This is a genomic window from Cohnella hongkongensis (assembly GCF_042654645.1).
GTDB classification, from domain to species: Bacteria; Bacillota; Bacilli; order Paenibacillales; family Paenibacillaceae; genus Cohnella; species Cohnella hongkongensis.
The window spans coordinates 16,079-29,506 of sequence record NZ_JBHSEP010000008.1; the positions used below are offsets into that span (position 1 = coordinate 16,079).

The following is a 13,428-nucleotide window of genomic DNA, read 5'->3' on the forward strand; positions in this document are numbered from 1 at the left end:
CATAGAATGTGAACAAGCCAGTATTTTACAAATACTATATGATATTGTAACACAGGTAGCGGGGTTATGCGCTTAAAAATTTCTCAAAAAATCGGGAAGCTTCGCAATCGAGTTCCGAGTTCTGAAATGAATATATGCTCCTCTTCACTAAGAAGTGACAAATGCACCAGCTTCGCCGTACGGCAGCGAAAGAACGGAAAGCGGACGAGCAGACTTGGAAACGCTTCAAAAATAAAATGAAAGCGCTTATTGACAAAATGAAAACGAATACATATAATAAAGGTACAGTATGGTTTCTCTCCACTCCTATCCAATCCTTTGCACTCTGTGCAGCCACCCTTCGGGGTGGATTTTTTTTTGCCCTCGTTTCTCGATCGTCCATATCGTTCAGGCTGGAGTTCCCCGAGTTCGAACACGTCGCCGGGAGCGGACTGCGGCGTGCTCCGCCTCCCCGGGCGGCCCGTGGAAAGGCGACGGCATAGTCGGAGAAACGGCGGTAAAAAAGAGCACGCCCCCTCCCGCGGGAAGAGAAGCGTCCGCTCCGCTCCCCGATCAAGGCAACGTGCTCTCCGAGAAGAATTTACATATGCACTTCGTATTGCAGCGATCTCAGCAATGCCGTCGCCCGGTCCAAATCTTCCGCCTGCTTGAACGACAGCCGCAAAATACCGGGCACGTCTTCCCTGCTTTCGATGATCTGCAGATTGCTCAGGTTGATCTTGGCCTGACCGAGCTCGGTCGCAATTTTGCCGATGATGCCCGGATGGTCCGGCACGTTGTCGACATAGCATTCGAACAGAGAGGTGATCATGCCCTTGCGCCGTTCCGGCAGCCGGCCGCGAAACTCTCCCGCCGCCCGGAACCGCTCGGCGATCCCTTCGCCGTCCTCCCGCTCCAGCAGCGCGGAGAACCGGTCCATCTCGCTCTGCCAGTCGCGCACGAGCTTGAGCATGACGTCGCGGTTGCTCAACAAAATATCCCGCCAGATGAGCGGATCGCTCGAGGCGATGCGCGTAATGTCGCGGAAGCCGCCCGCCGCAAGCCGCATGTACAGCTCGTTCGACTCGTTATAGCCGGCGATCTGGTTCACGAGAGCGACGGCGATCATATGCGGCAGATGGCTGATCGCGCCGACGATATCGTCGTGCTGCACGGCGTCGGTCTTCACGATGTGCGCGCGCGTATGCTTCAGCAGCCGCTCCAGCTTGCCGACCTGCTCCGGCGGCGTATCCGCCGTCGGCGTCAGCACGTAGTAGGCGTTCTCCAACAAGTAGAAGCTGGCCGCTTCGACGCCGGAACGCTCCGAGCCGGCCATCGGGTGCCCGCCGATAAAGACGGCGCCCTTCAGGCTCAATTTGTCCGCATGGCGGACGACGGACGCCTTCGTGCTGCCGACGTCGGAGATGATGCAGCCGCGCTTCAGCGGCAGCCTGGACAGTTCGTCCACATAGCGCTCGAGCCGCCCGACCGGCACGCACAGGAAAATAAAGTCCGCGCCGGTCGCCGCCTCCTCCAGCGAGGTGGTCGCCGAATCCACGACGCCGAGCGCCACATATTTCTCCGTCGACGTCTGGTTCACCGAGTGGCCGACGACGTGAACGCCGGGCTTGCCTTTAAAGCACAGCGCCAGCGAGCCGCCGATCAGACCGACGCCGAAGATCGCGATGCGAATCGGATTGGCTTCGTCGAAATCTATAAAGTCCGTAAAGCCGCTAAACTCCCCGCTCATGCCATCACACCTTTACCGCAATTTCTTGAAGCACCGCGGTCAGCGCGGCGATCACTTTCTCGTTCTGCTCCCGGCTTCCGACCGTAATCCGAATGCTGGTCGGGTAGCGCTGATGCCCCGCTCTGACGATGACCCCTTTGCGCAGCAGAGCCTCGAACACCTGCTGACCCGGGCGCTGGACGTCGACCATGATGAAGTTGCCGTAAGCCGGGAACGTCTTCAAGCCCAGATCCGCGAACGCGCGCTGGAAGTCGTCGAGCCCCTTCTTGTTCTCCTCGCGGCAGAATGCGATAAACTCTCCGTCCTGCAAGGAAGCGAGGGCAGCCGCCTGGCCGATCCGCGACGTGTTGAACGGCTCGCGCACCTGATTGATGCTGCGAATGACGTCGGCGCGTCCGATGCCGTAGCCGATGCGAAGCGAGGCGAGCCCGTAAATCTTCGAAAACGTTCTGAGCAGCACGACGTTCGGATATTTCTGCAGCAGCTTGAGCCCGTCCGGAAAGGTGGGATCGTCGATGTATTCGCAGTAAGCTTCGTCGAGCACGACCAGCACATGGGACGGCACCTTGGAAAGAAACCATTCGACCTCGTCCGCCGTATTGATCGTCCCAGTCGGATTGTTCGGGTTGCACACCCAGACGATTTTTGTTCTGTCGTTCACTCGCTCCAGCATCGCGTACAGATCGTGCGTCCCTTCCTTAAGAGGCACCTCGATCGATTTGGCGTTCTCGACCGTGACGTTATGCTTGTATTGCGGGAACGTCTGGTCGGCCATGATCGTCTCGTCCGCCGGCTGCAGAAACGCCCGGCAGATCATCAGGATGACCTCGTCGGAGCCCGCTCCGAAAATAAGCTGGTCCGGGTTAACGCCATGATGCTCGGCCAGGGCGTTCGTCAGCTCGACGGCGGCGCCGTCCGGGTATATGCTGATGTTGTCGAGCTCGCGAGCGATCGCTTCCTTCGCCTTCGGCGAACAGCCGAACGGGTTCTCGTTGGAAGCCAGCTTGATCACCTCGGTCAAGCCGAGCTCTCTCTTGACGTCTTCTACCGGTTTGCCCGGCTGGTAGACCGGTAAATGGACAATATTCGGTTTCGGTTGCATGGCGGTCCCTCCTGAGATACGGCAACGGAGCGCTGCCTGCTCCGCTGCGGCGGGCGTCAGTCGCTCCGTAAGTTATGGTCATTCTATTGTGACACACCAACGCGGTGCTGTACAGGTGTCTTTACGCATTTTTCCGCAAAAAGAGTCGGATCAGGCCGTCGCCCTCGGCTTTAAGCCGGCGATAAATTCCCGCACTTCTTGAATGCCCCGCTCCCGTTCCGAGGGCTGACCGGAAGTCAGCTGCGGGAGCGCCTCCTCGATCCGGCGCACGATGGCGCTTCCGACGATGACGCCGTCGCACTGCCCCGCGAAACGCTCGGCCTGTTCCCGGCTGGAGATGCCGAAGCCGACGCAGATCGGCACGTTGGACGCCCGTCGCACCGAAGCGAGAAACTCGTCGATGCCTTCGTGGAACGAAGAGCGCACGCCCGTCACGCCGAGCGAGGACACGCAGTAGACGAACCCTTGGGCGCGCGAGGCGATGCGCTCGACTCTCGCTTGCGACGTCGGGGCGACGAGCGGAATCAGGTGAATGCCGCTCGCCTCCGCCATGGCGCGAACTTCGGAATCTTCCTCCAGAGGCAGATCCGGAATGATCATGCCGCTGAAGCCGTGCTCCTTAAGCAGGGCGAAATAACGCTCGAGTCCAAGCTGCAGCACGGGGTTGTAGTAAGAAAACAAAATAAAAGGCAGCTTGACGCCGCGCTCGCGGGCTTTGGAAGCGACGGCCATGCAGTCGAGCAGGCCGATCCGGTTGCGCAGCGCGCGCTCGGAGGCGCGCTGAATCACGGGCCCGTCCGCAAGCGGGTCGGAATACGGAACGCCCAGCTCGACCATATGCGCTCCCGCCTCCTCCGCCGCCTGCAGAAGGGCGACGGAGGTGTCCAGATCGGGATCGCCCATCGTTATGAACGGAATGAGCGCCGTCTCCCCGCTGGCCTTCAGCTTCGCGAATACGGCGTCGATCGCATTGCTTGCGCTCATGACGGTTGTCCCTCCTCTTTCGCCAAATACGTCATGATCGATTCCACGTCCTTGTCTCCGCGCCCGGACAAGCTGACGACGATAATCTCGTCCTTGCCCATCGTCGGCGCGACTTTCAGCACCTGGGCGATGGCGTGCGCGGATTCCAGCGCCGGGATGATGCCCTCCATGCGGGAAAGCGTCGACAGCGCGTCCAGTGCTTCCTTGTCGGTAATCGGCACATATTCCGCCCGTTCGGTATCCTTCAGATACGCATGCTCGGGGCCGATGCCCGGATAGTCGAGCCCCGCGGAGATCGAATGCGCCGGCAGCACCTGGCCGCCCTCGTCCTGAAGCACGTAGCTCATCGAGCCTTGGAACACGCCCGGGCGGCCCTTGGTCATCGTGGCGGCATGCTCCCCGGTGTCGACGCCTCGCCCGGCCGCTTCTACTCCGAGAAGACGGACGCCCTTGTCCGCGATGAACGGATGGAACATGCCGATCGCGTTGCTGCCGCCCCCGACCGCTGCGACGACGACGTCGGGCAGACGGCCTTCCGCTTCGAGAATCTGCTCCCGCGACTCCAGGCCGATCACGCGCTGAAAGTCGCGAACCATCATCGGATAAGGATGCGGCCCGGTCACCGAGCCGAGAATGTAATACGTATCGTCGACGTGGCTGACCCAGTAGCGCAGCGTTTCGTTGCAGGCGTCCTTCAAGGTGCGGGTTCCCGACAGCACCGGAACGACCTCGGAGCCGAGCAGCTTCATGCGGAACACGTTCAGCTGCTGGCGCTTCGTATCCTCCTCGCCCATGAACACCTTGCACTCCAGCCCCATCAAGGCGGCTACCGTCGCCGTGGCGACGCCGTGCTGGCCCGCTCCGGTCTCGGCGATAACCTTTTTCTTCCCCATTCGCTTCGCCAATACCGCCTGCCCGATCGTATTGTTAATCTTGTGGGCGCCGGTATGGTTCAGATCCTCGCGCTTGAGATAGATTTTCGCGCCGCCGAGATGGGCGGACAGCCTCTCCGCGTAATAGAGCGGCGTCGGCCGGCCGGAATACTGCTTCAACAAATAGCGAATCTCCGCCAGAAACTCCGGATCGTCCTTATATTTCCGGTAAGCGTCCTCCAGCTCGATTAACGCGTTCATTAACGTTTCCGGAACGTACTTCCCGCCGAACGGACCGAACCGTCCGTGCGAATCCGGCACTTGACTCATGCGTTGCTCACCCTTTCTGCGAATGCGGCGATTTTGCCGATATCCTTCGTTCCGTCCGTCTCTACGCCGCTGGAGACGTCGACGCCTTCCGGCCGATAAGCCGTCACGAGCTTGTCCGCGTTGTCCGGCGACAGCCCTCCGGCGACGAACAGCCGCAGCCCGCTTCCGGCGGCCGCCTCCTGGTAGACGGGAATGACGTCCCAGCGAAAGGGCCGCCCCGTGCCTCCGCCCGCCGTATCGAGCAGCACGGTGGACACCGCTCCCGCATACGCCTTCAGACGCGAGACGCCGGCGGCGGTCTCCTCCGCTTCCTTCACCGGCAAAGCCCGCCACACGTCGACGGCGAACCGGTCTCGCGCCAGCCGGGCGAACTCCGGCGTCTCATCGCCGTGCAGCTGCACGGCGTCGAGAGGAACGACGGCCAGCGTTCGCTCCAGCTCCTCTATCGTCGGATTCACGAACACGCCGACCGTCAGCGGCGGCTTGCCGCTTGCCATCGCCAGGCCGAGGGCCGCCGACCGAAGCTCGGCGGCCCGCTCCGGCGTCACCTGTCTGCGGCTCTTCGCGAATACGAAGCCGATATAGTCCACCCGCAGTCCCGCCATTCCCCGCAAGGTCGCTTCCTCTTTAATGCCGCATATTTTCACGAGCGTCGGCTTCTCCGCCGCGCGCTGCCCGTTCGTCATCGCGCCGCGCCTTCTTTCTTGGCGGGACCGAGCAGCTCGTTCACCGCGTCCTCTACGCTCGGCTGGCGCATAAAATGCTCTCCGATCAGTACGGCCTGAGCGCCCGCCCCGCGAACATAGGCGACATCCTCCGTCGTGGCGATCGCACTTTCGCTCACCGCAACGACTCCTGCCGGCATCAGGCCGATCAGCTGCTCGGTGACGCTCAAGTCCGTGACGAAAGTTTTCAGGTCGCGATTGTTGACGCCGATCAGCGTCGCTTGCCCGAACTCCAGCACCGTCTCCAATTCCGGACGATTATGCACCTCGACCAGAACGTCCAAGCCAACATCCCTGCCAAGCGTGTGGAAGTCCGCCAGCTGTCTGGGCGTCAAGATGGCCGCGATCAGCAAAATCGCGTCCGCGCCGATCAGCCTCGCCTCGTAAATCTGGCGCTCGTCGATCGTAAAGTCTTTGCGCAGCAGCGGAACCGCCACGCGCTGGCGAATTTCCGCCAAGTATTCGTTGCTTCCCTGAAAATAATCGACATCGGTCAAGACGGATATGCAGTCCGTTCCCGCCCGCTCGTAGGCTTCGGCGAGACCGACAGGGTGAAAATCGGGACGGATCAGCCCCTTGGACGGGCTCGCCTTCTTCACCTCTGCGATCAGACCTACGGGCCGGTTCCGCTCGACGAGCGCCCGCTCGAAGCCGCGGCAGGGCGGAAGCTCCGCGATCCGCTTCTCGGCGTCGGCCATCGACAACGTCTGTTTAAGCGTCTCCACCTCTTGCCGTTTAGTGGCGACGATGCGATCAAGAAACATGATTCAGCTCTCCTGTCGCAGCAATCCACTGCTGCAGTTTGTCGGCGGCAAGGCCCGAAGCGATCATTTCCGCGGCCAGGGCCACTCCTTCTGGAAGCGAGTCGGCGCGTCCGGCAACGTAGATGCACGCGCCCGCGTTCGCCAGCACGATATCGCGGTAAGCGCTCTTCTCTCCACCGAGCACGCGGCGGATAATCCGGGCGTTCTCCATCGCGTTGCCGCCTTGCACGGCCTTCAAGGAAACGGTCGACAGACCGAGCTCCTCCGGCGTGATGTCGTAGGTGACGACTTGCCCGTTCTTCAGCTCCGACACTTGCGTCGGCGCCGAAATGCTGATCTCGTCCAGTCCGTCGTGGCTGCCGACGACCATTGCCCGCTTCAAGCCGAGCCGCTGCAGCACTTCGGCGACAGTGGAGGTGCGAGCGCGGTCGTACAGACCGATCAGCTGGCGATCCGCCCTGGCCGGATTGGCCAGCGGTCCGAGCATATTGAAGATCGTGCGGACGCCAAGCTCTCTTCTCGGACCGGCGGCATGCTTCAGTGCCGGATGGTAGAGCTGCGCGAACATGAAGCAGATGCCGGTCCGCTCCAGGCACTCGGCGGCTTGCTCCGCCGTCAGATTAATGTTGATCCCCAGCGCTTCCAGCACGTCGGCGCTGCCGGCTTTGCCCGACATGGCCCGGTTGCCGTGCTTGGCGACTCTCGCTCCGGCGGCGGAGGCGATAATCGCGGACGCCGTCGAGATGTTGAACTTGTGCACGCCCGAGCCCCCCGTGCCGCACGTATCCAGCAAATCTTCGCGCTCCGTCGAGACCCGATTGGAGAGCGCCCTCATCGCTTCGGCGAAGCCGAGAATCTCGTCGGCCGTCTCGCCCTTCATTCGCAGGGCAACGACGGCGCCTCCGATCTGCGCCGGAGTCGCTTCTCCTCTCATTATCGTCGTCATGACGCCGAACGCTTCTTCTCTCGTCAGATCCTCGCCCGCCAGCAGCTTGGCCAGCGCCAGGGGCAGGCTAATTGCGGTCGCTTCGCTCATCTTTTCCGAATCCTCCTTGAACAAGATTAATCGTAATCCAGATTCGTCCGCCGATCTCCCGCCAGCACCGCCGAGAATTCGACCGGGCTTCGCTTCGCGGCGCCTGCCGGGGGGAACGCCGCCTCCGCCGCGCGAATCGCCTTCAGCATCCCTTTGGCTTTGTTCTGCGTCTCCGCATATTCGTTCTCCGGAACCGAATCCCAGACGATGCCGGCCCCCGCTTGCACGTAAGCTCTGCCGTGCTTAAAAATAATCGTCCGGATGGTGATGCAGGTGTTCAGGCTGCCGGAGAAGCCCAGATAGCCGATCGCTCCCGCATAGGCGCCTCGCGCCTCCTTCTCCAGCTCGGCGATAATCTCCATCGCTCTCAGCTTCGGAGCGCCGGATACGGTGCCCGCCGGCAGGCAAGACAGGAAGGCGTCGTAGAAATCCTTGTCAGGCCGCAGCTCGCCGGTCACGTTGGAAACGATGTGCATCACGTGGGAATATCGTTCGATCTCCATGTAGCTGTCGCATTTGACCGTGCCGAACGTCGACACCCGTCCGATGTCGTTGCGTCCCAGATCGACGAGCATGACGTGTTCGGCGCGTTCCTTCTCGTCCGCCAGCAGCTCGCGCTCGAGCCGCAAGTCCTCCTCCGGCGTATGGCCTCTCGGACGCGTGCCGGCGATCGGACGCGTCTCCACCTTGCCGTTGTCGACTTTGACGAGAAGCTCCGGCGACGTTCCGACGATGACTTCGTCGTCCAGCTTCAGCACGTACATGTACGGCGACGGATTCATCGTTCTCAGCACCCGGTACACATGGAGCGGATCGACGTTCGTCTCGATATGAAACCGCTGGGACAGCACCACCTGGAAAATGTCTCCGGCCCGGATGTATTCCTTCGCCGCGTTCACGTTATCCAGAAACTGCTCCTTCGTCACGTTCGACCGAATCTCTCCCAGCTCCGGATCGTGCGGCGGAGTGACCGGCGAAGGCTGAACCGGAAGCGGCTGCCGGATGCGGCGAATCGTATCGTCCATCGCGTTAAGCGTCTCGCGGTAGGCTTCCTCGATGTCCGAATCGCCGGCCCCGTCGCGAACGTGCACGTTGCCGATGACGAGCACATGGTGCTTGAAATGGTCGAAGACGATAATCTGATCGCAGAACATGAACTGCATGTCGTCCATGTTCAGATCGTCTGTCCTGTGAGGCGGAAGCTTGCGCTCGTAGTACTGCAGCAGGTCGTAGCCGAAAAACCCGATCGCGCCGCCGGTGAACGGAGGAAGCTCCGCAAGCGACGGGCTGCGATAGGAGCGAAGCTTCTCGCGCAGCACCTGCAGCGGCTCGTTCGTCTCGAACGCTTCGACCCGCCCTTTCCGCTCCAGCGTCAGCCGGTTTTTTTTCAGCTTCAGCACGAGGAACGGATCTGTTCCGATATAGGAATATCTGGCCCACTTCGCTCCGCCCTCGACGCTTTCGAGCAGGAACGCCCTCTTATCCCGGCTTAAGTGCTGGAACACGCGGATCGGCGTCTCCGTATCCGCCAGCAGCTTGCGCACGACGGGAATGACGTTATATCGTCCGGCCATCTTCTTAATCCCTTGAAGCTCCATCTCGTCCATCGCTCTCTCCCCCTGCCGCAATCGTTACCGGCCTGCGCCCTTTCCGCGCTGCCGGCCGCTCGCGCAAATAAAAAAGCATCCCTGCTAGGCAGAGATGCGTTCATTAGATCAGATCAGAATCATCGTGAATGCCCGGCGTGCATACCTGCACGCGCAAAAGCACCGATCGCTCCGCTCAATTGATCTCGTCTCATCTCTGCTTCGCTTGCGTTCGCGTAAGTTGCCGTCCCTGTGGCCGGCCGTTCCGCTCTGCATAATATGGTACCTACTATAGCATCCGAGGTACGGGGCGTCAACACTGAATTTCTCGCAGCGAAGGAACGGAACGGCGGACACCAAGTCCGGGGAGACGGGATGCACGGACACCCTCCCCCTTCTGTCGATGCGAAAAAAACGTCGCCTCTCCAGGAGAGAAACGGCGCGTGCTTCGCGCTGGCACTTCGTCTCGTTGTTCTCGTTCCGTACGGTGCCGGTTCGTTCTACTTGCCCGCCAAGTCCGGGCGAAGCGCTTGAGCCCGATTGAGGTAGACGTGGCGAATGTCCTTCTGGGCAACGTCGGTATTGACCAGCACCATCAGACGGATGCATTTCTCCAGACTGCCCTTGACCGGCACCTCGACCGAGCACATGAGCGGCACCAGCTCCCAGCCGGCCATCTGACGGATTGCGCGAGCCGGAAACGTCGCGTCCAAATCCTGCGTAACGGTGACGAAGACGCTGGCGATATCCTCCGGCTCGAATTGATTCACTTCGACGATCCCGTTCAGCAGCTCGACTGTCGCGTCCAGTATAGGCTGCTCTTCATTCTGTTCCACCGTAATGGCCCCGCGGATTCCCCTAACGCTCATGTTCGATTAATTCCCCTCTCTTAATCCGTTGACAATATCCGTCACCCAAGCGGAAGGCACGTCGCGGCGGATTTCCACGCTTCCGATGGCCGTAGGCACGACGAAGACCATGTCGCCTTCGCTGAATTTCTTGTCATGGAGCATGGCGCTCATAATTCGATCCGTGGCCAGATGATCCGGGATGCGGACGGGCAGGCCGAACTTGCGGAAGATCCGCTCCGTCGTCCTCTCGATCTCCGCGGAGTAACCGAAGCGGCCGGCAAGTCTGGCTGCGCCGACCATGCCGATGGCGATCGCCTCTCCGTGCAGCAGCTCCCCGTATCCTGCGACCGCTTCCAGCGCGTGGCCGATCGTATGCCCGAGGTTGAGAATGGCGCGCAGGTCGTTCTCTCGCTCGTCTCGCGACACGACGATCGATTTAACCCTGCAGCCTTCGTACAGGGCGTAGCCGAGCGCATCCGCATCCAGCGCCAGCAGCCGCTCGGCGTTCTCCTCGCACCAGGCGACGAAATCGGCGTTCCAGATGAGCCCGTGCTTGATCACCTCGGACAGCCCGGCCCGCACCTCGCGGTCGGGCAAGCTTGCCAGCGTATCGAGATCGAACAGCACGAACTCCGGCTGATGGAAGGCGCCGATAATATTTTTCGCCAGCCGGTGATTGACGGCTACTTTGCCGCCGACGCTGCTGTCGTGCGCCAAAATCGTTGTCGGAATTTGCACGAACTTCACGCCGCGCATATAGGACGCGGCCGCGAAGCCGGCCAAGTCGCCGACGACGCCTCCGCCCAGCGCGATCACCGTCGATTTGCGGTCCAATCCCGCCTGAAGCGCCTTTTCTACGAGAACGTCCAGCATCTCGAGAGATTTGGAGGCTTCTCCGGACGGCACGACGGCGCGAGCGACCGTGAAGCCGCTTGCGCGCAAGCTCTCCTCGGCCCCCGGCGCGTACAGTCTCTCGACGGAGCTGTCGGTGACGAGCAAAATCGGGGATTTGACAGGAAATTTCCGCTCGGTCAGCATCCGTCCCAGCTCCGCGATCAATCCCGCGCCGATCCGGATCGGATAGGAACGTTCCCCGAGATCTACGATGAGCTCTCTCGTCCCGCCCGCCATTAGTACGCCTCGACCTGCTTCAGGTAGCTGTCCAGATTCGCCTGAATTTCTTCGACGGAGTCTCCGCCGAACTTCTCCAGGAACGCCCTCGCCACTTCCCAGGCGACGACGTGCTCCAGGACGACGCTCGCAGCGGGCACGGCGCAGGCGTCGGAGCGTTCGACTTGAGCGGTGAACGCTTCCTTCGTGTCGATATCGACGCTGGCCAGCGGCTTGTACAGCGTCGGAATCGGCTTCATAACGCCGCGCACGACGATCGGCTCCCCGGTCGTCATCCCGCCTTCGAAGCCTCCGGCGCGGTTGGAGCCTCGATAGAAGCCCTTCTCTTCGGAATACAAAATTTCGTCGTGCACCTGCGAGCCCGGAATGCGGGCCGCCTCGAAGCCGATGCCGACCTCGACGCCCTTGAAGGCGTTAATGGAGACGACGGCTTGCGCGATGCGTCCGTCCAGCTTCCGGTCCCATTGCACATGGCTGCCGAGTCCGACGGGAAGTCCGGTGACGATGCATTCCACGACGCCGCCGATCGTATCGCCTTCCTTCTTCATGCGGTCGATCAGCTCGATCATTTTTTGCTCCGCGTCCTTATCCGCCACGCGCACCGGAGATTCCTCCGTCACCGCGATCAGCTCGTCGATCGGCAGGTTCGGAGCGGCGGCTTCAATCCCCCCGATCGAGACGACGTGACCGGCCACCTGGATGCCGAATCGGCCGAGCAGCTGCCGGGCGATTGCGCCGACGGCGACGCGGGCCGCCGTCTCCCGAGCGCTGGAGCGCTCCAGCACGTTGCGCAAGTCGCGCAAATTGTACTTCAAGCCGCCGTTCAGATCGGCGTGTCCCGGACGAGGACGAAAAACGCGGCGCTTCGTCTCGTCGCTGCCTTCGACCGGCTCGACGTTCATGACGGACGTCCAATGCTTCCAGTCTTTATTTTCCACGACGACGGCGACCGGCGCTCCGGTCGTCCGGCCATGCCGAACCCCGCCGACGATCTGTGCCGTATCGGTCTCTATCTGCATGCGGCGGCCGCGCCCGTGTCCCTTCTGGCGGCGCTGCAGCTGAAAATTCAACGCTTCGAAATCCAGCTCCAGATTGCTCGGCAATCCTTCAATAATGGCGGTGAGCTGCGGACCGTGCGTCTCCCCTGCAGTCAAATAACGTAAACTCAACTCCGGTTCCTCCCTTGTTTCCACTCGAGCTGTACCTATCTCTGATCATTATAGTACAGCGTTAAAGCGTTTGACAAGAAAAGAGCCCGTCACGTACGGACGGACTGCTTCCTGCCGTTTTTAGCGATCGGCTTTCCCGGTTCCCTCATATGGCCGAGAAGCTCCACGTTATCCAGGCCCAATATTTGCGCGCATTCTTGCACGGATATTAATCCTCGCCGATAGGCGGCGATCACTTTACGTTTGTCCATAGACACCCTCCGCATGGCCCGATTAGCCTTATTATCGGTTGGGCGTCTCGTTAACATACCTCAATTCACGCGTCTGTAGAAAAAAGTGTCCGCGGTCTCGAGGCCGTACTGGCCGGGTGAAAAGATCTGCTCGGTGCTGCCGACGAACAGCAGACCGCCGGGCTTGAGCGCCCTCGCAAACTTGCCGTACAGCAGATGCTTGGCATCCTCGGTGAAATAAATCATAACGTTCCGGCATACGATCAGATCGTAATGGCTGCCGAATTCGTCGAGCAGCAGATTCTGCTTCTGCAGCTTAACCGCCTTCCTCAGCCGGCTGTCGATCCGGAAGGCGCCGTCCTCCGCAGTGAAATACTTGCTCTTGAAGTCGGGGGGGACGTCCCGCAGCGATCGCTCCAGATAGACGCCTTCCCTCGCTTTGGCCAGCACGCCTTCGTCGATATCGGTGGCCAGCACCGTCGAGCGGTCCAGAGCGCCCAAGGAGTCGGCTATCATCGCCAGCGTGTAGGGCTCTTCCCCGGTGGAGCAAGCGGCGCTCCAGATATTCAGCCGGGACGACTGACTCAGCATCTGGGGCAGAAACTTCTCCTTCAGCACCTTCCAGCGGTTCGGATTGCGCCAGAATTCGGAGACGTTAATCGTCATCCGGTCCAGAAATTCGTTGCGCATTCTCGGATCGGCAGACAACGCCGCGAAGTACTCCTCGAACGACTTGTAGCCGTGCTTCATTCGCAGCGTCGTCAGCCTTCGCCTCATCTGGTTTTCTTTATACTGGGACAGATCGATGGAAGTGAGTCTTTTAATATTGACGACAAATCGCGTAAAATCCTCATCCTCGGAAAAGCTCGGGCTTACGCCCGGTATGGAACGAATGTCTCCCATGACGCTCTGTTCTCTC

General features: G+C 60.9%; 13 protein-coding genes. All 13 read right to left on the minus strand.

The annotated features are described in order from the left end of the window. Positions 1 to 580: 580 nt before the first annotated feature. Positions 581 to 1,729, minus strand: a complete 1,149-nt coding sequence (locus tag ACFO3S_RS12490; RefSeq protein ID WP_378096148.1) for a prephenate dehydrogenase — start codon at positions 1,727 to 1,729, stop codon at positions 581 to 583. Between the two features lie 4 nt (positions 1,730 to 1,733). Beyond that, a complete protein-coding gene (hisC, locus tag ACFO3S_RS12495) occupies positions 1,734 to 2,831 on the minus strand; it encodes a histidinol-phosphate transaminase (protein WP_378096150.1) in 1,098 nt (365 codons plus the stop codon). Positions 2,832 to 2,981: 150 nt separating this feature from the next. After that, entirely contained in the window at positions 2,982 to 3,815 is an 834-nt protein-coding gene (trpA, locus tag ACFO3S_RS12500; RefSeq protein WP_378096153.1) for a tryptophan synthase subunit alpha, read from the minus strand. Further along, positions 3,812 to 5,017: a tryptophan synthase subunit beta gene (gene trpB / locus ACFO3S_RS12505; RefSeq protein ID WP_378096156.1), complete on the minus strand. Its 1,206-nt coding sequence runs from the start codon at positions 5,015 to 5,017 to the stop codon at positions 3,812 to 3,814. The genes trpA and trpB overlap by 4 nt, the downstream gene beginning before the upstream one ends. Continuing rightward, positions 5,014 to 5,703: a phosphoribosylanthranilate isomerase gene (locus ACFO3S_RS12510; RefSeq protein WP_378096159.1), complete on the minus strand. Its 690-nt coding sequence runs from the start codon at positions 5,701 to 5,703 to the stop codon at positions 5,014 to 5,016. Before ACFO3S_RS12510 ends, trpB begins: the two co-directional genes overlap by 4 nt. Further along, the gene (gene trpC, locus ACFO3S_RS12515; protein WP_378096162.1) at positions 5,700 to 6,506 is read right to left on the minus strand and encodes an indole-3-glycerol phosphate synthase TrpC; all 807 of its coding nucleotides are present in this window, start codon (positions 6,504 to 6,506) and stop codon (positions 5,700 to 5,702) included. Before trpC ends, ACFO3S_RS12510 begins: the two co-directional genes overlap by 4 nt. Next, positions 6,496 to 7,542 (minus strand): anthranilate phosphoribosyltransferase, encoded by a 1,047-nt coding sequence (gene trpD / locus ACFO3S_RS12520; protein WP_378096164.1) that lies wholly within the window; start codon positions 7,540 to 7,542, stop codon positions 6,496 to 6,498. The genes trpC and trpD overlap by 11 nt, the downstream gene beginning before the upstream one ends. Before the next feature lie 26 nt (positions 7,543 to 7,568). Then, the gene (trpE, locus tag ACFO3S_RS12525) at positions 7,569 to 9,149 is read right to left on the minus strand and encodes an anthranilate synthase component I (RefSeq protein ID WP_378096167.1); all 1,581 of its coding nucleotides are present in this window, start codon (positions 9,147 to 9,149) and stop codon (positions 7,569 to 7,571) included. A gap of 479 nt (positions 9,150 to 9,628) precedes the next feature. After that, positions 9,629 to 9,997 (minus strand): chorismate mutase, encoded by a 369-nt coding sequence (gene aroH, locus ACFO3S_RS12530; protein WP_378096170.1) that lies wholly within the window; start codon positions 9,995 to 9,997, stop codon positions 9,629 to 9,631. Between the two features lie 6 nt (positions 9,998 to 10,003). Beyond that, positions 10,004 to 11,110 carry a 3-dehydroquinate synthase gene (gene aroB / locus ACFO3S_RS12535; protein WP_378096172.1) on the minus strand — a complete coding sequence of 369 codons (1,107 nt, stop codon included), beginning with the start codon at positions 11,108 to 11,110 and terminating at the stop codon, positions 10,004 to 10,006. Continuing rightward, positions 11,110 to 12,279: a chorismate synthase gene (gene aroC, locus ACFO3S_RS12540; RefSeq protein ID WP_378096175.1), complete on the minus strand. Its 1,170-nt coding sequence runs from the start codon at positions 12,277 to 12,279 to the stop codon at positions 11,110 to 11,112. The genes aroB and aroC overlap by 1 nt, the downstream gene beginning before the upstream one ends. Before the next feature lie 89 nt (positions 12,280 to 12,368). Next, positions 12,369 to 12,530: a hypothetical protein gene (locus tag ACFO3S_RS12545; RefSeq protein ID WP_378096178.1), complete on the minus strand. Its 162-nt coding sequence runs from the start codon at positions 12,528 to 12,530 to the stop codon at positions 12,369 to 12,371. Positions 12,531 to 12,590: 60 nt separating this feature from the next. Beyond that, positions 12,591 to 13,412, minus strand: a complete 822-nt coding sequence (locus ACFO3S_RS12550; protein ID WP_378096181.1) for a CheR family methyltransferase — start codon at positions 13,410 to 13,412, stop codon at positions 12,591 to 12,593. Positions 13,413 to 13,428 lie beyond the last annotated feature (16 nt).